The organism is Variovorax sp. UC74_104 (assembly GCF_044055375.1).
In the GTDB taxonomy this organism is placed as follows: Bacteria; Pseudomonadota; Gammaproteobacteria; order Burkholderiales; family Burkholderiaceae_C; genus Variovorax.
In genome coordinates this window covers 5,712,016-5,729,683 of record NZ_CP171978.1, presented here as the reverse complement: position 1 = coordinate 5,729,683, position 17,668 = coordinate 5,712,016, and the positions used below count along the sequence as shown (strand labels likewise).

20 protein-coding genes are annotated in these 17,668 nt (G+C 68.8%); 14 read left to right on the top strand and 6 right to left on the bottom strand.

All coding sequences use genetic code 11. The features are described 5' to 3' along the window. The first annotated feature begins 156 nt into the window (after window positions 1-156). Window positions 157-2,475 carry an AAA family ATPase gene (locus tag ACHMXA_RS26820; protein ID WP_395317008.1) on the top strand — a complete coding sequence of 773 codons (2,319 nt, stop codon included), beginning with the start codon at window positions 157-159 and terminating at the stop codon, window positions 2,473-2,475. A 361-nt stretch (window positions 2,476-2,836) separates the two neighbouring features. After that, window positions 2,837-3,646, top strand: a complete 810-nt coding sequence (locus tag ACHMXA_RS26815) for a hypothetical protein (protein WP_395317007.1) — start codon at window positions 2,837-2,839, stop codon at window positions 3,644-3,646. A gap of 14 nt (window positions 3,647-3,660) precedes the next feature. Here ACHMXA_RS26815 and ACHMXA_RS26810 read toward each other — a convergent pair whose 3' ends face one another. The 6 genes from ACHMXA_RS26810 to flgA form a co-directional block, all read right to left on the bottom strand. Beyond that, window positions 3,661-4,449, bottom strand: coding sequence for a 4'-phosphopantetheinyl transferase family protein (locus ACHMXA_RS26810; RefSeq protein WP_395317006.1), 789 nt, complete (start codon window positions 4,447-4,449; stop codon window positions 3,661-3,663). A 181-nt stretch (window positions 4,450-4,630) separates the two neighbouring features. Next, window positions 4,631-5,449, bottom strand: coding sequence for a response regulator transcription factor (locus ACHMXA_RS26805; protein ID WP_395317005.1), 819 nt, complete (start codon window positions 5,447-5,449; stop codon window positions 4,631-4,633). Between the two features lie 56 nt (window positions 5,450-5,505). Further along, on the bottom strand, window positions 5,506-5,940 hold the full coding sequence (locus tag ACHMXA_RS26800; RefSeq protein ID WP_395317004.1) for a YadA-like family protein: 435 nt from the start codon (window positions 5,938-5,940) through the stop codon (window positions 5,506-5,508). A gap of 4 nt (window positions 5,941-5,944) precedes the next feature. Then, complete coding sequence (locus tag ACHMXA_RS26795; protein ID WP_395317003.1) at window positions 5,945-6,403, bottom strand: flagella synthesis protein FlgN; 459 nt, start codon at window positions 6,401-6,403, stop codon at window positions 5,945-5,947. Continuing rightward, window positions 6,400-6,735, bottom strand: a complete 336-nt coding sequence (gene flgM, locus ACHMXA_RS26790; protein ID WP_395317002.1) for a flagellar biosynthesis anti-sigma factor FlgM — start codon at window positions 6,733-6,735, stop codon at window positions 6,400-6,402. The genes ACHMXA_RS26795 and flgM overlap by 4 nt, the downstream gene beginning before the upstream one ends. 89 nt (window positions 6,736-6,824) lie before the next feature. Further along, entirely contained in the window at window positions 6,825-7,556 is a 732-nt protein-coding gene (gene flgA / locus ACHMXA_RS26785) for a flagellar basal body P-ring formation chaperone FlgA (RefSeq protein ID WP_176663005.1), read from the bottom strand. A gap of 231 nt (window positions 7,557-7,787) precedes the next feature. Here flgA and flgB point away from each other — a divergent pair, with 231 nt between their 5' ends. The 12 genes from flgB (at window position 7,788) to ACHMXA_RS26725 (ending at window position 17,657) form a co-directional block, all read left to right on the top strand. Beyond that, window positions 7,788-8,195 (top strand): flagellar basal body rod protein FlgB, encoded by a 408-nt coding sequence (flgB, locus tag ACHMXA_RS26780; RefSeq protein WP_395317001.1) that lies wholly within the window; start codon window positions 7,788-7,790, stop codon window positions 8,193-8,195. A gap of 18 nt (window positions 8,196-8,213) precedes the next feature. Next, window positions 8,214-8,636 carry a flagellar basal body rod protein FlgC gene (gene flgC, locus ACHMXA_RS26775; protein WP_176663003.1) on the top strand — a complete coding sequence of 141 codons (423 nt, stop codon included), beginning with the start codon at window positions 8,214-8,216 and terminating at the stop codon, window positions 8,634-8,636. A gap of 49 nt (window positions 8,637-8,685) precedes the next feature. Further along, window positions 8,686-9,372 (top strand): flagellar hook assembly protein FlgD, encoded by a 687-nt coding sequence (locus ACHMXA_RS26770; RefSeq protein WP_395317000.1) that lies wholly within the window; start codon window positions 8,686-8,688, stop codon window positions 9,370-9,372. Window positions 9,373-9,450: 78 nt separating this feature from the next. Next, a complete protein-coding gene (gene flgE, locus ACHMXA_RS26765) occupies window positions 9,451-10,671 on the top strand; it encodes a flagellar hook protein FlgE (protein ID WP_176663001.1) in 1,221 nt (406 codons plus the stop codon). Between the two features lie 36 nt (window positions 10,672-10,707). Further along, window positions 10,708-11,454 (top strand): flagellar basal-body rod protein FlgF, encoded by a 747-nt coding sequence (gene flgF / locus ACHMXA_RS26760; protein WP_395316999.1) that lies wholly within the window; start codon window positions 10,708-10,710, stop codon window positions 11,452-11,454. 46 nt (window positions 11,455-11,500) lie between these two features. After that, complete coding sequence (gene flgG, locus ACHMXA_RS26755) at window positions 11,501-12,283, top strand: flagellar basal-body rod protein FlgG (protein WP_395316998.1); 783 nt, start codon at window positions 11,501-11,503, stop codon at window positions 12,281-12,283. Beyond that, window positions 12,283-13,008, top strand: coding sequence for a flagellar basal body L-ring protein FlgH (locus ACHMXA_RS26750; RefSeq protein WP_395316997.1), 726 nt, complete (start codon window positions 12,283-12,285; stop codon window positions 13,006-13,008). The genes flgG and ACHMXA_RS26750 overlap by 1 nt, the downstream gene beginning before the upstream one ends. Window positions 13,009-13,124: 116 nt before the next feature. Continuing rightward, window positions 13,125-14,216 (top strand): flagellar basal body P-ring protein FlgI, encoded by a 1,092-nt coding sequence (locus ACHMXA_RS26745; RefSeq protein ID WP_395316996.1) that lies wholly within the window; start codon window positions 13,125-13,127, stop codon window positions 14,214-14,216. Window positions 14,217-14,226: 10 nt separating this feature from the next. Continuing rightward, window positions 14,227-15,210 carry a flagellar assembly peptidoglycan hydrolase FlgJ gene (gene flgJ / locus ACHMXA_RS26740; protein ID WP_395316995.1) on the top strand — a complete coding sequence of 328 codons (984 nt, stop codon included), beginning with the start codon at window positions 14,227-14,229 and terminating at the stop codon, window positions 15,208-15,210. A gap of 34 nt (window positions 15,211-15,244) precedes the next feature. Then, the gene (locus ACHMXA_RS26735; protein ID WP_176662997.1) at window positions 15,245-15,757 is read left to right on the top strand and encodes a chemotaxis protein CheW; all 513 of its coding nucleotides are present in this window, start codon (window positions 15,245-15,247) and stop codon (window positions 15,755-15,757) included. Window positions 15,758-15,799: 42 nt separating this feature from the next. Then, complete coding sequence (locus ACHMXA_RS26730) at window positions 15,800-17,368, top strand: methyl-accepting chemotaxis protein (protein ID WP_395321392.1); 1,569 nt, start codon at window positions 15,800-15,802, stop codon at window positions 17,366-17,368. 7 nt (window positions 17,369-17,375) lie between these two features. Next, window positions 17,376-17,657 carry a hypothetical protein gene (locus tag ACHMXA_RS26725; RefSeq protein WP_395316994.1) on the top strand — a complete coding sequence of 94 codons (282 nt, stop codon included), beginning with the start codon at window positions 17,376-17,378 and terminating at the stop codon, window positions 17,655-17,657. Window positions 17,658-17,668: the final 11 nt, after the last annotated feature.

Below are 17,668 nucleotides of genomic sequence, written 5' to 3'. Positions count from 1 at the left end.
CGGCCGAAGCGCTGTACCGCGAATGCGTGGCGGGCCTGGAGGGCGCCGCGCCGCGTTTCGTCGGCCGTGCCATGGAGCTGGTGCGTGTCCTGGGGTGGCTGCGCGCCAGCCTCGCCGGCCGGCCGGGGGGGCGCGGTGGTGCGCGCCCCGGCGGGAATGGGCAAGACCGCGTTCTGCCGCCGCGTCGCCGAAGAAGCGCGGGGCCTGGGCTGGCAGGTGCGCTCGTTGCAGGCCGGCGACTGGACCCGGCCCTACGGCATCGCGGCCGACCTGGTGGAGCCCTTGCTCGGCGAACTGCCCGACGCGGCACAGGCCATCGGTGCGCACGCCCAGGCCGTGCTGTCGCAGATGACCGCCTCGGGCGACGTGAAACCGCTGGCCCTGCCGCTCGGGCGCCACCAGATGGTGGGCGCGGTGCGCCGGCTGCTGCTGGCCACGGCCGCGCACAAGCCAGTGCTGCTCATCGTCGACGATGCGCACGCGGCGGACGACGCGAGCGCCCAGGCGCTGACGCAGCTGGCGGCGAGCGGCCCCCCGGTGTTCGTGCTGCTCGCATGCCGGCACGCGCTGCCGCCGCTGCTGGACCGGAACACCTCGCGCCTGCAGCGTGCCGGCCAGCTGGAAGCCCTTGAACTGGGGCCGCTGTCCGAGGAAGAAGCCGCGCTGCTCGCAGCCCGCTCGGCCGACGCACCGATGACGGCCGAGGCCGCCACCGCCATCGCCCGTCGTGCCGAAGGCCTGCCGTTTGCCGTGGTCGAGCTCGCGCGCGGTGCCGCCACGTCGGACGGCGCCACGGCGGTGATGTCCCGCAGCCTGTCGTCGGCCCTGGCCGAACGCCTGTGCGACCTGGACCCCGGCACGACGGAGGCCCTGCGCCGGTTGGCGCTGTCGGCCGAAGATTTCGACGTCGCCACGGCCGTGGCGCTGGCCGCCGACGAAGGCCACGACGCGTTGGCGCGGCTCGACCAGGCGCTGGCCGCAGGCGTGCTGGTGGTGGCCGATGGCCGCTACCGCTTCCGCCACGCCCTCGTGCGGGACGCGCTGGCCGAAGGCATCCCGCCGCACCGGCGTGTGCTGTGGCATCGCGACGTGGCGGCGCGGCTCGCGCAAGGCGGTGCGGCACCAGGCCTGGTGGGCCATCACTGGCTCGCCGCGGGCGACGCCGAGCAGGCGATGCCGTGTGCGCTGGCGGCTGCGCGCCAGGCCTTTCGCCTCGGCGCTTACGAGGACGTGTTGCGCCATGTCGAGCCGCTGCTCGCGCACCGGGCGGCGCAGCCGGAAGCCCTGGCGCTGCGTGCCGAGTCCCTGGACGCGCTGGGCCGGCCCGGCACGTTGGCCGCCTACGATGCGGCCGCCGCCGTCGCGCCAGACGCGCTGTCCCACGAACTGCGCGCCAAGCGGGCCCTGGCCCAAGTGAAGATGAGCGACCCGCCCGGAGCCCTGCAGTACCTGAAGGATGTGCATCCCACCACGGTGGCGGGGCGCCTCGCCGAAGCGCTGGCCTACAGCGGCGCGGCGGCCCTGGGCTTCGGGGACCCCGCCGAAGGCACGCGCCGGTCGGCCGAAGTGCGCCGGATCGCCTTGGAGACCGGCGACGAAGGCACGCTCGTGATCGCCTCCTGGTCGCAAGCCGCGGCGGCGCACGCGCGCGGCGACCTGCACGGCAGCGTGTGGGCCGACCTGAAGGAGACGAGCCACCTGCCGCAGCTGGCGGTGCGCGTGTTCGACGGTCACCTGTGCATCACGCAGCGCTTTTTGTACGGCTCGCGGCCGTACGCCGAGGTCATCGCGTTCGCCGATGCGCTGGCCACAGAGGCGCAGCGGCTGGGCGCGGCGCGCGGGCATGCGTTCGCGGTCACGCTGCGCGGCGAGGCCTGGCTGCTCAGCGGCCAGCTCGACGCCGCCGAGCAGGACCTGGTGGCCGGCGGGCGCATGCACCGCGCGATCGGCGGTGCGACGGGCGAAGCGCTGTCGCTGCAGCGCCGCTCCGAGCTGGCGATCTACCGTGGGCAGATGGACCGAGCGCGCGGCCTGCTCGACGAAGCGCTCGATGTCGCGCGCCAGTCCGACGTCGGCTTCCACCTGCTGGACCGCATCTATGGCACCCGCATCGCGATGGCCACGCAGCCCGACGCCGCGCTGGGCGTGCTGGAGGAGGCCGAGGCCAACGTGCGCGGCCCGCTGGAAAGCTGCCCCGGCTGCCGCATCACCTTCGCCATTCCGGCCACCATCGCGGCCGCGAGGGCGCACGAACTGGACCTGGCGGCCAGCCACCAACAGCAGTCCGAATACTTGGCCAACGTGGTGATGAAGCTGCCGGCCTGGTACGCGTCGCTGCACGAGGCGCAGGCGCACATCGAACGGGCCTCGGGCCGTGTCGCTGCCGCGCGCGAAGGCTTCGCCGCGGCGGCGCGGGAGTTCCACGCCTGCGGCCATGCGCTGGACGCCGCACGCTGCCGGGAGTTGGCCGGCTAGGAAGTCCGCGCGGCGCAAGCGTGACGGACGGATGGTGGCTCGGTAATCGGGCCCCGTGCCGAGCGGGTCTGCTCGCGACTAAGGGCAGTTAGCCGTGTCGGCAAGGTGTGTTGAGGGAAATCTCGGGCTTTGGCTCTGGGTAGTGGTGCTCATTTCCCGATTTCGAGGAAACGAATCTGAATCCAGAGTTTTTCAGACCCATATGACTGAGGTGAGCACTGACAAGAAGTGACTATCTGGTCTGTCCAACTGGCCGGGTACGTGCGATGGAGTGGACTCCCAGCCGGAGGCCGCCAGCCCCCTCCTAGAATGCCCCGCGTCCTCCCGATCAAGGGCAGGCGTGCAAGAAGGGGAGTTCCAGTTGGCCAACCGTTCCTACCTCTACAGCCTCGGCAACAGGCCCGTTGCCTATGCCGACCGCCCGGAAACCATTTCGGGCCTGTCCGAGTGGCCGTACGACGTGCCGTTCATGTTCCGGCTGCTCATGTCGGGCGATCCGCAGTTGTGCGCCTCGCTGGTGTCCGATGGCTTCGACGGCGACGAGCCGGGGAGCAAGACCAGGCTCCATGCGATCAGCAGTTCCTTCGATCCCGGCTTCGAGCGTGTGCGGCGCTTCATCGACATCGTCCGGCCGCTGCTTCTGGCTGCCCCGGAGACCGACCCGCAATCCGCCGCCGAGGCGCAGCCGCAGTCGCTGCTGGGGCGCTTCAAGGAGCTGATCTCGCCCGGCAGGAAGGCGTCCGCGCTGGCCGCACCGCCATCCGCCCCGGTCCAGCTTCCGATCTGGCTGGACGAGACGATCGCGTTCCTCGAAGCCCATCGCGACCGCTACCTGCTGCTGGAGACGGTCGAGCTCGACACCATGTCCGAGGAAACGGAAGACGCGTTGCGTACCTGCGTGGAGCAGGAGATCGCCCGATGCCTCCATGCAGGGGCTGCCCTCGACGCCCTGCCGGCCGACACCGCCGAAGCGGGCCGTCTGCTGAAAAAGGCGATTGCGCAGAAATGCCCGGCCCCGCTCGATGCCTTCTTCGGCCTCCGCCTCGACGACGACTGCGACAGCACCCGCAACGGCGCCACGGAGCACCCGCTGGGCCTTCAGTGGTCGGATGTGCTGTATTTCGATTTGTGGAATCGCGCCGAATTCGAGGCGCATCGCGACGAGCGCTGAGCCGCGGGCGCTCGTCAGCTGCCTGGTGACTGCCGCGTCACCGTGCCCGGGAACTCCTCGACCGACGCAAGCAGCGGCGTCGCCCTGAAGCAGACGATCTGCACGTCTTCGGCCGTCTTTCGCTCGATGCACAGGGCCACGGCATGGGCGTCGTCCGGCCGCATGCGCCAGAACCGCCAGCGCTGCGGGGAGTCGTCGGCCAGGTCGTGCCCGAAGGCAATGGCGGTGCCTCCGCCCTCATCGAGGCCGAAGGAGAAGCGGTCCAGCGGAATCGACAGGCCCATGCCGCGCGCCTTGATGTAGCTTTCCTTGAGCGTCCACAGGTCCCAGAAGCGCGTCGGCTGCAGCCCGGCGGGCAACTGGCCCAGCGCCTGCGCCTCCTTCGCGGAGAAGAAATGCTCGGCGATCTCCAGCGGCGCGTTCCTTGCCGTGTGTTCGACATCCACGCCCACTTCGCGCTCCACTGTCAGCGCCGCCACCACCAGCGAGGCGCTGTGCGAGATGTTGAAGCGCAGGCGCCGCGCCTGCGGCAGCGCGTTGGCGATTGCGGGGCGTCCGTAGGCGTTGTTCTCGAATTCCCAGTCCCTGGGCGCGATGGGCGCGTAGCGCGAGAGAAGCGTGCGGATCAGCCCCCGCGTCATCAGGTACCTGCGACGGTCCCGGGCGAAGTGAAAGCGGCCGTGCTTCGCGCGCTCCTCGGGCGTCATCAGGGCCATGGTGGCCTCCTCGCAGGCGGCGTCGTCCTGTTGCGGAACGTACAGGTGCCAGAGATGCACCTGGTGCGGGTCGATCTGCAATTGCATGCCCCGGATTCTGGCCTGCCCCGGCCGCATTCAGCCCGGCTTAAGTTTGGCCGCCGATACTGCAGGGGACGGTCAGCCGGCGTTGGTAGAGGTGGCCTGGATCAGGTCCCGCCCCCTTCGATGTTGGCGGTTCCTCGAGGCCGGCGATCGTCACGTTTCTTCCCGGGCCCCGCATCCGGAGTCATGCGCGGGCCGCTTCCCCCAGCCAGAGCGGCTCGTTCGACGTGTCCGGAAAGCCCGAATCGTCCACCGATCCCGCCTGCGCTGCGGCCGTCACGTGGCGAAGCTCGTAGCCGCGCCCGTACACCGAGTGCAGGACGAATTCACTTCCCTTGTGCAGCGACAGTTTGCGGCGCACGTTCGCCACGCAGCAGTCGAGCACGCGGCTCTTGCGCTCGATGCGCGAATCCGTCCACAGCGAGCCCAGCAGCCATTCGCGCTCCAGCAGCCGGTCTGCATTGCGGAACAGCAGCAGCGCCAGCTCGAACTCGCGTGGCTTCAGGCGCACTTCCTGGCCCTTGAACGCCACCACCTTGCGGCTGCCGATGAAGCGGTAGTCGCCGAAGGCCGCACTCACCGCCTGCGTGTTGAGCACGGCCTCGTTGCGCCGCAGCGCCTCGCGTACGCGCAGGCCCACCTCGAAATCGTCGACAGGCAGCACCGCGAAGTCGACGCCGGCACCCCGCGACTCGGGGTCGGTGGTCGACAGCACCTCGGCCAGCAGGTCGCGCTGCATGGCGTTGGCGATCAGGAAGATCGGCAGGCGCAGCGCCTTGCACATGGCCGTGAGCAACGGCCACGCGCCTTCGTCCTTCAGCACCACCAGCAGCAGGTCGAAGTGGCTGCCCCGGGTCGCGGCCCGCAGGAAGTCGGCGCTGCTGTCGAAGCAGACCGGCGTGCAGCCCATCAGCCGCAGCTTCTGGCCCCATGCCCGTCCCTGGGCCTCGTCGCAGCCCACCATGGCCACCTGTCGCGATTCGCCGTGAGCATCGTTGTCCATGTCGGGAGCTTCCATGTGTGGTGATCGTGATGGTGTTTGCGATTCCGGCGGTGGCCTCAGCGCTCGTGCGCGGAGCGCGGGAGCTTCCAGCCGATGCCGGCGTTGAAGCCCCAGTCCCGCCCCGCGTTGGCGAGGGTCATGCCCCAGGCCATTCGCCCGTCGTCCGACATGGCCCTGAAGCCCAGGCTCGCCGCGGCGTAGCCCTTGTAGCTGCCCATTGCCAGGCCGATGGCCTTCTCGCCCGGCTGCAGCGCCGGCACGTATGCGGCCGTCATGGCCGCGGCCATCGCCGTGCCTGAATACGCGATGCGCTCCACGTCGCGCAGCGCGGCGCCGGCCTGGTCGAGCTGCCCGAGGTTGATCGCATCGCCGGGCAGCGCGCCCGGCGCCACATTGGTGACCAGCACGCCCTCGGCCGCTTCCGCCACGCCCGCCACGCCGTGCAGGGCGGTGGCGCACAGCCACAGCGCGACCAGCAGCCCGGCGCGCACGCGATCAGCCCGCCGCGAGGCGGTTGCCCGAGCCCGCCTGTGTCTTGCGCACGCCGTCCGGTCCGTAGAACAGCTGCGCGCTGGCCTGCAGGAAATGCAGCGCCTGTTGAGTGAAATCGAGGTGCGCGTAGACCATCGAGCCGTTGCGCAGGTTGTGGTCCCGTGCCTGTCCGGCGACCTGCAGCAGTGCTTTCCAGGCCCGTTCCGCGTCCGCGCCGCCGGCCGCGGCGGCCGCATCGGCCCCCGCGCGGCCGGGGCCGAAGCCCAGCATCGCCTGCAGGGCCTCGCGCTGGGCGTCCAGCTCGGCCATGCGTTCCAGCAGCACGGTTTTTCGCGCGGCAATGGAGGCCAGGTCGGCGAAGGTGCGGTCCGACATGGCCAGCGCCTCCTGGTCCAGCACCGACAGAAATTCCTCGATGCAGGCGGTTTCGGTGCGCAGGTGGCCCAGCAGGCTCGGTTTCATTCGTTGCCGCCCTCGCGTTTCGGGGCGTTCGCGGCGTCCTGGACATTCGGGCTGAGCAGGTCGCGCACGCTCGCCAGCAGGCCGTCGGCGATGCGCTCGGGGCGGACCTGGTAGCGCCCGGCGCGGATGTCCTCGCGAATGGCCGCCACCCGGGCCGCGTCGAAGTCCGCCGCGGCGGCACCGGTGGCGCCGGGCAGCGAACGGACCTGCGCGGAGGCCGGCGCAGCCTGCCTGGCGCGCTGGGCGGCGTCGGCGCCGCTCACCTGGGCCGCGTTGGCCGCGGGCGTTCGGGTAATGGGCTTGGCCGAAGGGGCGGGGGGATCGATTTTCAAGTTGATTCCTCAGGGGCTGACCCGTATATCGGCAGCCGGCGCAAGAACTTTAGGAAGAACGAATGTCGGGCATGCGCGGGTGCCTGGCTTCACTGCGCCAGCTGGATCTGCCCCTCTTCGTCCGCCACGCCGCTGACCAGCCGCCCGTCGCGGGTCCTGGCCTGCACGACGGCCCCCACGGCCGCCCCGGTCATGGCCTTGGCCTCGGTGCTGACGACGAAGCCCTGGCCCTGGGCCACGACCTTCACCGCCTGCCCCTGCTGGATCACGGTGACGCCGCGCACCAGCTCCTTGCGCAGCGGCGCGCCGGGCGCCACGCGGTTGACCGTGACCACGCCGGCCAGCTCCGTGGCGCTGGTGATGACCGAGCGCGGCAGCCGCGTGAGGTCGCCGGTGCGCTCGGCGACGTCGCCCGCGCCCAGCGGCCGGCCCGCGTCGATCGCGCGCGCCGCCACGAAATAGCTGCCTTCCACCGCCACGTGCGCCTGCACGAAGCGCGTCCACGGCCGCTCCGCCTGGCAGCGCACGCCCACCGAGACGCGGCCCCACGGCTTCGCGCCCGGCGGCAGGAAGGCCTCGGGCGCTTCGCACGCGGGCAGCGCGGCGGTGCCGCGTCCCTCGATGCTGATCGTCACCTTGCCCGGCATGCCGGCCGTCTGCACCTGCAGGTATTTCTCGATGACCGCGGCGGCGGCGTCGGCGGTGCCGGTGGAGTTGGCGATGCCGGCGGCGAACGCGAACGCGGATGCCGTGCACGCCATGGCCGCGAGCACCGGCACAACGGCGCGCAGGGCGTGATCGCGAAGCTCGGAAGAGGTCATCGGGTCGTCGGATATGTGTGGATGAGAGGGCCTGGATCGCGGTGCGCCACGCGGGAAGAAGGCACGGCGCCGCACGGAAATTCTAGAAATCCGCGGGCCGATCGAAGTTGCGAGCAGCAGGCGAAAACCCCCTTTGTTCGGACGATTGCAAAAGCGGCTCGTGCATAGACTCGCTTTCCATCTGTCGCTGCGCCTTCGTGCGCCTGCGATGCCTCAACGGATGGAAAAGACATGATCGACAAGCTGGATGCGGCGCTTCGCTTCAATCGCGAAGCCCTCAACCTCCGCGCGGAGCGCCAGGAGGTGCTGGCGGCCAACATCGCCCATGCGGACACGCCCAACTACAAGGCGCGCGACTTCGACTTCGGCGCACGCTTGAGCGAAGCCGTGGAGCGCGGGCGCGCATCGCAGTCGATGTCGCTTGCCACCACTTCGTCGCGCCATCTCGCGGGGCAGGCGCAGGCGGTCTCCGAAAAGGACCTGCTCTACCGCGTGCCCAACCAGTCCAGCCTCGACGGCAACACCGTCGAGATGGACGTCGAGCGCATCGCATTCGCAGACAACGCGCTGCGCTACGAGTCGAACCTCACGGTCATCAATTCGAAGATCAAGTCGCTGCTCTCCGCGGTGCAGCAGTAAGCAGCGGGAGCCCGTTCCATGCCCTTCAACAGCACCTCCATGAACATCTTCAACGTGGCCGGCTCGGCCATGACCGCGCAGTCGCAGCGCATGAACGCGACCGCGAGCAACATGGCCAACGCCGAAAGCGTGGCCGGCCCCGACGGCATGCCCTACCGCGCGAAGCAGGTGGTGTTCCAGGTCGCGCCTTCGTCGTACGGCGGCGGGGACATCGGCGGCGTCAGGGTGGCCGGCGTGGTGGAAGACCAGTCTCCGCCGCGGCTCGTGTTCGACCCCAAGAGCCCGCACGCCAACGCCGAAGGCTACGTGGCGATGCCCAACGTCAACGTGGTGGAGGAGATGACCAACATGATCTCCGCCTCGCGCAGCTACCAGGCCAACGTGGAGGTGCTCAACACCGCCAAGACGCTGATGGTCAAGACGCTGACCCTCGGCCAGTAACTCCCCAAGTCCCGCAAGACGCACAAGAAAGAACAGGCACGACCGCGCCATGGCCATCTCCAACACTTCGTCCATCACCGGACAGAACGCCGCCTCCGCTGCCGGCGGCAACAGCAGCACCTCCAATGTCGACAGCGAACAGCGCTTCCTGAAGCTGCTGGTCACGCAGCTGAACAACCAGGACCCGCTCAACCCGATGCAGAACGCCGAGCTCACTTCGCAGCTCGCGCAGATGAGCACCGTCAGCGGCATCGAGAAGCTCAATAGCACGCTCTCGGGCCTGGTGAGCCAGACCGGCTCCAACCAACTGCTGCAGGCCACCTCGCTCATCGGCTACAACGTGCTGTCGCCGGGCAACACGCTCACCACCAAGGACCCCGAGGCGGGCAAGGACCCCGCTTCGCAGGCCTTCGCCGTGGAGCTTCCGGGCACCGCCTCCGACGTGGAGATCAAGATCGTCGACGCCACCGGCAAGGTCGTGCGCACCATCGATGCCGGTTCCATGAAAGAGGGCGTCAACGCCGTCACCTGGGACGGCAAGGACGACGCGGGCGCCGTGGTGCCCGCGGGCGCCTACAGCTTCAGCGTGAACGCCGCCAACGGCGGCACGACGGTGAAGTCCACCGCGCTCACCTTCTCGCAGGTCGCGGCCGTCAAGCAGGGCGCCAGCGGCGTCACTCTCGAGCTGATGACGGGCAACAACATCGGCCTGTCCGACGTGCGCCTGTTCCTCTGAGCCGCAGGGCTTCTTTCCCGATCGCATCCAGCGAACGCATCCATCGCACCGAAACCAACAAGCAAGGAACCATAGATCATGGCTTTTTCCCAGGGCATCAGCGGGCTCGGCGTGGCCGCCGCCAACCTCGACGTCATTGGCAACAACATCGCCAACTCGGGCACGGTCGGCTTCAAGTCGGCCGCCGCCACCTTCCAGGACGTGTACGCGGGTTCGCGCGTCGGCCTGGGCGCATCGGTGTCGGGCGTGACGCAGAACTTCTCGCAGGGCGTGACCCAGTCGAGCAGCCGTCCGCTGGACGTGGCCATCCTCAACGGCGACGGCTTCTTCCGCCTGACCAGCGCCACGGGCGAAGTCATGTACTCGCGCAACGGCCAGTTCACGCGCGACAAGGACGGCTACATCGTCAACGCCTCGGGCCTGCGCCTCACCGGCTTCGGCGCGAACGCCAACGGCGGCATCAGCGGCGGCACGCCGGCGGCCATCCAGATCCCGACCACGCCCATGACGCCCAAGGCCACGACCGGCATCGACGCCGAGTTCAACCTCGACGCGCGCAAGACCGCGCCCACCAAGACGCCCTTCAACGCGACCGATTCCGACACCTTCAACTACTCGAACGCCGTCGGCCCCATCTACGACTCGCTGGGCAACCCGCACGACGTGTCCGTCTACTTCGTTAAGAGCGCGACGCCCGCCAACACCTGGAGCGTGTACGGCACGGCCGACGGTGCGGCGCTGAACGCCGGTGCCGCGCTCGGCACCCTGACCTTCGACTCCGCCGGCAAGATGACCGCGCCCGCCAGCGGCCAGCTGAGCCTGGGCACGCTCAACCTCACCAACGGCGCCGCGGCGCTCACGCCCACGCTCGACATCACGGGCACCACGCAGTTCGGCGCCGCCAACGCCATGAGCAAGCTCGCACAGGACGGCTACCGCTCGGGCGAGCTCACCTCGTTCTCGATCAACGCCGACGGCACCATCACCGGCAAGTTCTCCAACGAGCAGACCAAGCTGCTCGGCCAGGTGGTGCTGTCCTCCTTCGCCAACCCGAACGGCCTGGAGCCCAAGGGCAACAACGTGTGGGCCGAGACGCAGGCCTCGGGCAACCCGCTGACCGGCACGCCGGGCGAAGGCACCAAGCTCGGCTCGCTGCAGTCGGGCGCGCTGGAGGCATCCAACGTCGACCTCACTTCCGAACTGGTCAACCTCATCGTCGCGCAGCGCAACTACCAGGCCAATGCGCAGACCGTGAAGACGCAGGACCAGGTCATGCAGACGCTGATGAACATCCGCTGACGCGGCGATACCGACCGATAAAAGCAGGAGCACCCAGTGGATCGCATGTTGTACGTCGCCATGAGCGGCGCCAAGCAGGTCATGGAGCAGCAGGCCGCCGTCGCCAACAACATGGCGAACGTGTCGACGCCGGGCTTCCGCGCGCAGATCGCCAACTTCCGCGCGGTGCCCGTGGTCGGCCAGGAGGCGCCCACGCGCGCCTTCGTGGCGGCCACCACGCCCGGCGCCGATTTCACCCACGGCCCGCTCACCGAGACCGGCCGCTCGCTCGACGTGGCCGTGAGCGGCCAGGGCTGGCTGGTGGTGCAGACGCCCGATGGCGGCGAGGCCTACACCCGCGTGGGCAACCTGCAGGTCGGCGCGGACGGGCAGCTCACCACGATGGGCGGGCGCCCGGTGGTGGGCGACAACGGCACGCTCACCGTGCCGCCCGGCTCCACGGTGAGCATCGCCGCCAATGGCCTGGTGGGTGCGCGCGACGCGTCCTCCACCACGCTCACGGGCATTGCCGAAGTCGGCCGCCTCAAGCTGGTGAACCCGCAAGTCACCGACCTCGAGCGCGGCGACGACGGCCTGTTCCGCATGCGCGCCGGCCAGCCGCCGGCCGAGGCCGACGAGGCAGTCACGCTGGTCAGCGGCGTGGTCGAAGGCAGCAACGTCAATCCGGTCGAAACCATGGTGGCCATGATCGCCAACGCGCGCAGCTTCGAGATGCAGATGAAGTCGCTGCAGACCGCCGACATCAACGCGCAGGCGGCCAACAAGCTGCTGGCCTACGGCTGACACGCGCTCTCCTTCTCGCAACTTCTTCCGCAGGACTTTCGTTCAAATGATCCGCTCCCTCTACATCGCCAAGACCGGCCTCGACGCGCAGCAGACGCAGCTCGACGTGGTCTCCAACAACCTCGCCAACGTCGGCACCACCGGCTTCAAGCGCAGCCGCGCCGTGTTCGAGGATCTCGTCTACCAGAACCTGCGCCAGGTCGGCGGCCAGTCGTCGGACCAGACGCGCCTGCCCTCGGGCCTGCAAGTCGGCACCGGTGTGCACGTGGTCGCCACCGAGCGCATCCACTCGCAGGGCAACCTCACCAAGACCGACAAGCCCACCGACGTGGCCATCAACGGCAGCGGCTTCTTCCAGGTGCTGATGCCCGACGGCACGACCTCGTACACGCGCGACGGCTCGTTCCAGACCGACCGCGAAGGCCAGCTCGTCACCGCCAGCGGCTTCCCCGTGCAGCCCGCCATCACCGTGCCGGCCAACGCCACCAGCATCACCGTGGGCCGCGACGGAATCGTTTCGGTCGTGCAGGCGGGCAGCACGAACACCGTGCAGATCGGCCAGCTGCAGCTCGCCACCTTCGTCAACCCCACGGGCCTGCAGAGCAAGGGCGAGAACCTCTACGCCGAGACCGACGCATCGGGCGCACCTAACCAGGTGAACCCGGGCGTCGACGGCGCGGGCATCCTGAGCCAGGGCTACGTGGAAGCCTCGAACGTGAACGTGGTGGAAGAGCTGGTCAACATGATCGCCACCCAGCGCTCGTACGAGATCAACAGCAAGGCGGTCCAGACCTCGGACCAGATGCTGCAGCGACTGGCCCAGCTGTGATGCTTGAGGCGCTGCGTCTTCTTCGCCGTTGTGCGGCCGGTGCGAGGGCACGGCTGCGGCCGCTGCTCATGGCCGCGGCGGCGGTGCTGGCCACCGGCTGCGCGCAGGTTCCGCGCGAGCCGCTGGTGCACCAGCCGATGACCGCGCGCGCCGACAGCTACGCGGCGGTGCAGTCCCGGCGCTCGCCCGGCGCGATCTTCCAGGACGGCCCCGGCGCCAACGCGCTCTTCGAGGACCGCAGGCCGCGTAACGTCGGCGACATCCTGACCATCCTCATCAGCGAGAAGGTCAACGCCACCAAGAATTCGGGTGCCAATGCCAGCCGCACGGGCAGCACCACGAGCGTGTTCTCCGCCATTCCCAAGCTCATCGGCGGTCTGCTCGACGGGCAGGGCACGAATCTCTCGGGCACCAACAAGCTCGATGCCAAGGGCGGCGCCAACGCCAACAACACCTTCAACGGCGTGATCACGGTCACGGTGACGGACGTGATGCCCAACGGCAACCTGCTGGTGAGCGGCGAGAAGCAGATGGGCATCAACCAGGGCACGGAATACATCCGCTTCTCGGGCGTGGTGAACCCGCGCACCGTATCGGGCAACAACACGGTGCCCTCCACATTGGTGGCCGATGCTCGCATCGAGTACTCGGCCAAGGGCTACATCGACGAGGCCCAGACCATGGGCTGGATGCAGCGCATCTTCCTAAACGTCATGCCGTTTTAAATGAAACACCCCCAGGCTTCGCGCACTTCGTGTCGCTACTCCCCCCCCTTGCAGGGGGCGATGCCAATGGCCCGGCAAAGCCGGTTCCATGGCATCCCACGAAATTTTCTGCTCGCTTGCGCATCGCGGCGCTGGCGGTGCTCGGTTCCTTGTTGTTTGTTCCTGCGCATGCGGAGCGGCTCAAGGAGCTGGCGAGCATCCAGGGCGTGCGCGACAACCCGCTGATCGGCTACGGGCTGATGGTGGGGTTGGACGGCACGGGCGACCAGACGATGCAGACGCCGTTCACCACGCAGAGCCTGAACAACATGCTGCAGCAGCTGGGCATCACGATTCCGCAGGGCGTGAACATGCAGCTGAAGAACGTGGCGGCGGTGATGGTGACGGCCACGCTGCCTTCGTTCGCGCGGCCGGGGCAGAACATCGACGTGACGGTGTCTTCCATGGGCAATGCGAAGAGCCTGCGCGGCGGCACGCTGCTGATGACGCCGCTCAAGGGCGTGGACGGCATGACGTACGCGGTGGCGCAAGGGAACATGGTGGTCGGCGGCGCGGGTGCGTCGGCCAACGGGAGCAAGGTGCAGGTCAACCAGCTCAGCTCGGGGCGCATTCCGGCCGGGGCGCTGGTGGAGCGCACCGTGGAAGCGCCCGTGGGCGCGGAAGGCACTTTCTCCATCGAGCTCAACCGCTCCGACTTCGGCACCACGCAGCGCGCGGTGGATGCGATCAACCGGCAGTTCGGTTCGGGCACGGCCGAGGCCATCGATGCGCGCTCGATCCGGGTGCGCGCACCTGAGCCGCAGCAGCGCGTGGGCTTCCTTGCGCGGCTGGAAGATCTCGAAGTGACACCCACGCAGGCAGGTGCCCGCGTGGTGGTGAATGCGCGCACCGGCTCCGTGGTGATGAACCAGGCCGTTCGCGTGAAGGACTGCGCCATCGCGCACGGCAACCTGTCGGTGGTCATCAACACAGAGCCGGTCATCAGCCAGCCGGGTGCATTCTCGGGCGGCAGCACGGTCGCGGCGCAGACCTCGCAGATCTCGGTGAACCAGGGCGGCGGCGCGATCCAGATGGTGCGTGGCGGCGCTTCGCTGTCGGACGTGGTCAAGGGGCTCAACAGCCTGGGCGCGAATCCGCAGGACCTGGTGTCGATCCTCCAGGCCATGAAGTCGGCCGGCGCACTGAGCGCCGAGCTGGAAATCATCTGAGGCCGGTGCAATGACCGTATCCGCCACCGACCGCAGCGGCGCGCTCGACCAGCGCTTCGCGCTCGACGTGCAGGGCGTGGACGCCCTGCGGCACACCGTGCGCAGCTCGCCGGAGGAAGGCCTGCAGCAGGTCTCGCGGCAGTTCGAGGCACTCTTCATGAACATGGTGCTCAAGAGCATGCGCGAGGCGACGCCTTCGAGCGGGCTCTTCGACAGCCAGGACCAGAAGGTGTACCTGTCGATGTTCGACCAGCAGCTCACGCAGAACCTCTCGGGGCGCGGCGTGGGGCTGGCCGAGGCGATGCTCGCGCAGCTGCGCCGCAGCATGCCCTCGGGCCCGCCCGACGCGCAGGCCGATGCGGAGATCGGCGTGAAGCCGATGCCGCTGGATCCGGCCATGCCGGGCTTCCCGTTGGGCGCGCGTGCAGGCATTCCGATCGGTTCGGCTCCTGTCGCATCGACGGCGCGCACGGCCGACCTCGGCATCTACCAGGTCAACAGCGAGCGGCGCGCACCGGGCACCGGCGCGAATGCCTCGCTGCAGGCGCAGGCCGACGAGTTCGTCGGGCGCATGGGTGCATCGGCGCAGGCCGCGAGCACGGCCAGCGGCGTGCCCGCGCCGCTGATCCTCGCGCAGGCCGCGCTCGAATCGGGCTGGGGCAAGCGCGAGATCCGCGCCGACGACGGCACGCAGAGCTTCAACCTGTTCGGCATCAAGGCCGACCGCAGCTGGAAGGGCCCGACGGTCGAGACCACCACCACCGAGTACGTCGATGGCGAGCCCCAGAAGGTGCGCGCGAAGTTCCGCGCCTACGGCTCGTACGAGGAAGCCTTCACCGACTACGCCCGCTTCATCACCCGCAACCCGCGCTACGCGAACGTGCTGGCCACCGACGACCCGACCGAGGCCGCCCACGGCCTGCAGCGCGCCGGCTACGCGACCGATCCGCGCTACGGCGAGAAGCTGGTTCGCATCATGCAGAAATTCGGCTGAGCCGCGAGCGCGCTCACCGCATCAAGGAAAACCCATGGCAGAGATCGCAGCAGGAACAGCACGCGCGCAGGCGCCCCAGCAACAGGGCGCAGGCGCCCCCCTGGAGGTCGTGACCTTCAAGCTGGGCGAGGAAGAGTACGGCATAGACATCCAGAAGGTGCAGGAGCTGCGCGGGTACGACGCGGTGACGCGCATCGCGAACGCGCCGGAATACATCAAGGGGGTGGTGAACCTGCGCGGGATCATCGTTCCGATCATCGACATGCGCATCAAGTTCAGGCTGGGGGAGCCGACGTACGACCAGTTCACGGTGGTGATCGTGCTGAACATCGGCGGGCGGGTGGTGGGGATGGTGGTGGACAGCGTGTCGGATGTGATCACGCTGGCGGCCGAGCAGATCAAGCCTGCGCCGGAGATGGGCTCGGTGCTGGACGCGGACTACCTGATAGGGCTGGGCACGCTGGAGGACCGGATGCTGATCCTGGTGGACATCGACCGGCTCATGTCCAGCGAGGAAATGGGCCTGGTCGAGAAGATCGCCGCCTGAGCGCCCCAACCAGAACAACAAAGAGACAAGCAAATGTTCCGCATGATGAAGAATTGGACAGTGGGGCGGCGCATGGGCGTCGTATTCGCGTGCTTGCTGGCGCTGCTGGTGCTCATCGCCGGCATCGGCGTGCTGCGCCTGCAGGCCGTGGGCGACGCGACCGCGGGCATGGCCGGCGATTCGCTCGCCAAGGAGCGGCTGGCGGCCGCCTGGCAGCTGGGCACCAACACCAACAGCATTCGCACCTTCTCGCTGCTCAAGAGCGACGATCCGGCCGTGCAGGAGTACCTGCAGAAGAACATCTCGGCCACCAGCGCCCTCATCACCGAGACGCAGAAGAAGCTCGAGGCGATGCTGGACTCGCCCGAAGAACTGGCGCTGAGCGCGGACATCAAGAAGAAGCGCGGCGACTACGTAGAGCTGCGCAACCAGATCCTCAAGCTCAAGGGCGACGGCCGCAAGGACGAAGCGGCGCAGCTGACCGACACGCGCCTGCTGCCCGCGCTGGACGCCTACGACGCGAGCATCCGTGCCATGGTGAGCCACCAGCAGCAGGAGATCGACAAGGCCGCCGCCGGCATCGGCGACCAGTACCGGTCGGGCCGCAGGTGGATCGTCGGGCTGGCCGCGCTCGCCATCGTGGCGGGTAGCGCGATCGCATGGCTGCTGACGCGCAGCATCGTGCAGCCCATCGGCGAGGCGCTGCTCATCGCGGAAACGGTGGCCGCGGGCGACCTGAGCCAGGAGTTCGAGACCGAGCGCGGCGGCGACTTCGGCCGGCTGCTGCGCGGCATGGGCGAGATGGAGGACACGCTCACCGACCTCGTGACCCGCATCAAGGCGTCCACCGATTCGATCGCGGTGGCATCGCGGCAGATCGCCGCGGGCAACCAGGATCTGTCGTCGCGCACGGAAGAGCAAGCCAGTTCGCTGGAACAGACGGCTGCTTCGATGGAAGAGCTGACCTCGACGGTGAAGCAGAACGCGGACAACGCGCGGCAGGCGAACCAGCTCGCGGTGTCCGCTTCGGAAGTGGCCGTGAAGGGCGGCAGCGTGGTCTCGCAGGTGGTCGGCACGATGGGCTCGATCAATGCCTCGTCGAAGAAGATCGTCGACATCATCGGCGTGATCGACGGCATTGCGTTCCAGACCAACATCCTCGCGCTGAACGCGGCGGTCGAGGCCGCGCGTGCGGGCGAGCAGGGCAAGGGCTTCGCTGTGGTCGCATCCGAGGTGCGAAGCCTGGCCCAGCGCTCGGCAGCAGCAGCCAAGGAAATCAAGACGCTGATCGGCGACTCGGTCGAGAAGGTCGAAGAGGGCAGCAAGCAGGTGGAAGAAGCCGGCCGCACGATGGAAGAGATCGTGGGCAGCGTCAGGCGCGTGACGGACATCATGGGCGAGATCACCGCCGCGAGCCAGGAGCAGACCTCGGGCATCGAGCAGATCAACCAGGCGATCACGCAGATGGACCAGGTCACTCAGCAGAACGCGGCGCTGGTGGAAGAGGCTTCCGCAGCGGCCCAGTCGCTGCAGGAACAGGCCGAGAACCTCGTACGCGCCGTCAGCACCTTCAAGCTCGACGCCGAAATCGAAGAGGCAGAGGCGGTCTGAAGCACCCATGCGCACACGTCTCAGTCCCAGGCGCGCCCTGCGCATCGGCACGCGCTTCGCCATTCTCCTGACGATGCTGATCGTGGCGCTGAGCCTCGGCTTCGGGGCCGGCGCCGGCTACGAATGGGCGCGTCTGACGGTCTGCGCCCTGGGCGTGGCCGCGCTGTTCACCGCCGTCGCCATCGTCTGGATCGTCATGCACTCGGTCACCCGTTCGACCCACGACGCCGTGAAGGTCTCCGAGCGGCTCGACCGGGTGTTCGAGCACGTCAATGCCCCGGATTCCTGAAAAAAACTCTC

Excerpts from the sequence above, each read along its gene's own strand:
- ACHMXA_RS26820 (WP_395317008.1), top strand. The coding sequence starts at position 157 with ATGGGCAAGACCGCGTTCTGCCGCCGCGTCGCCGAAGAAGCGCGGGGC.
- ACHMXA_RS26735 (WP_176662997.1), top strand. The coding sequence starts at position 15,245 with ATGGCAGAGATCGCAGCAGGAACAGCACGCGCGCAGGCGCCCCAGCAA.
- ACHMXA_RS26805 (WP_395317005.1), bottom strand. The coding sequence starts at position 5,449 with ATGGACAACGATGCTCACGGCGAATCGCGACAGGTGGCCATGGTGGGC.
- ACHMXA_RS26770 (WP_395317000.1), top strand. The coding sequence starts at position 8,686 with ATGGCCATCTCCAACACTTCGTCCATCACCGGACAGAACGCCGCCTCC.
- ACHMXA_RS26750 (WP_395316997.1), top strand. The coding sequence starts at position 12,283 with ATGCTTGAGGCGCTGCGTCTTCTTCGCCGTTGTGCGGCCGGTGCGAGG.
- ACHMXA_RS26810 (WP_395317006.1), bottom strand. The coding sequence starts at position 4,449 with ATGCAATTGCAGATCGACCCGCACCAGGTGCATCTCTGGCACCTGTAC.
- flgE (WP_176663001.1), top strand. The coding sequence starts at position 9,451 with ATGGCTTTTTCCCAGGGCATCAGCGGGCTCGGCGTGGCCGCCGCCAAC.
- ACHMXA_RS26730 (WP_395321392.1), top strand. The coding sequence starts at position 15,800 with ATGATGAAGAATTGGACAGTGGGGCGGCGCATGGGCGTCGTATTCGCG.
- ACHMXA_RS26795 (WP_395317003.1), bottom strand. The coding sequence starts at position 6,403 with ATGAAACCGAGCCTGCTGGGCCACCTGCGCACCGAAACCGCCTGCATC.
- flgA (WP_176663005.1), bottom strand. The coding sequence starts at position 7,556 with ATGACCTCTTCCGAGCTTCGCGATCACGCCCTGCGCGCCGTTGTGCCG.
- flgG (WP_395316998.1), top strand. The coding sequence starts at position 11,501 with ATGATCCGCTCCCTCTACATCGCCAAGACCGGCCTCGACGCGCAGCAG.
- flgB (WP_395317001.1), top strand. The coding sequence starts at position 7,788 with ATGATCGACAAGCTGGATGCGGCGCTTCGCTTCAATCGCGAAGCCCTC.
- ACHMXA_RS26725 (WP_395316994.1), top strand. The coding sequence starts at position 17,376 with ATGCGCACACGTCTCAGTCCCAGGCGCGCCCTGCGCATCGGCACGCGC.
- flgC (WP_176663003.1), top strand. The coding sequence starts at position 8,214 with ATGCCCTTCAACAGCACCTCCATGAACATCTTCAACGTGGCCGGCTCG.
- flgJ (WP_395316995.1), top strand. The coding sequence starts at position 14,227 with ATGACCGTATCCGCCACCGACCGCAGCGGCGCGCTCGACCAGCGCTTC.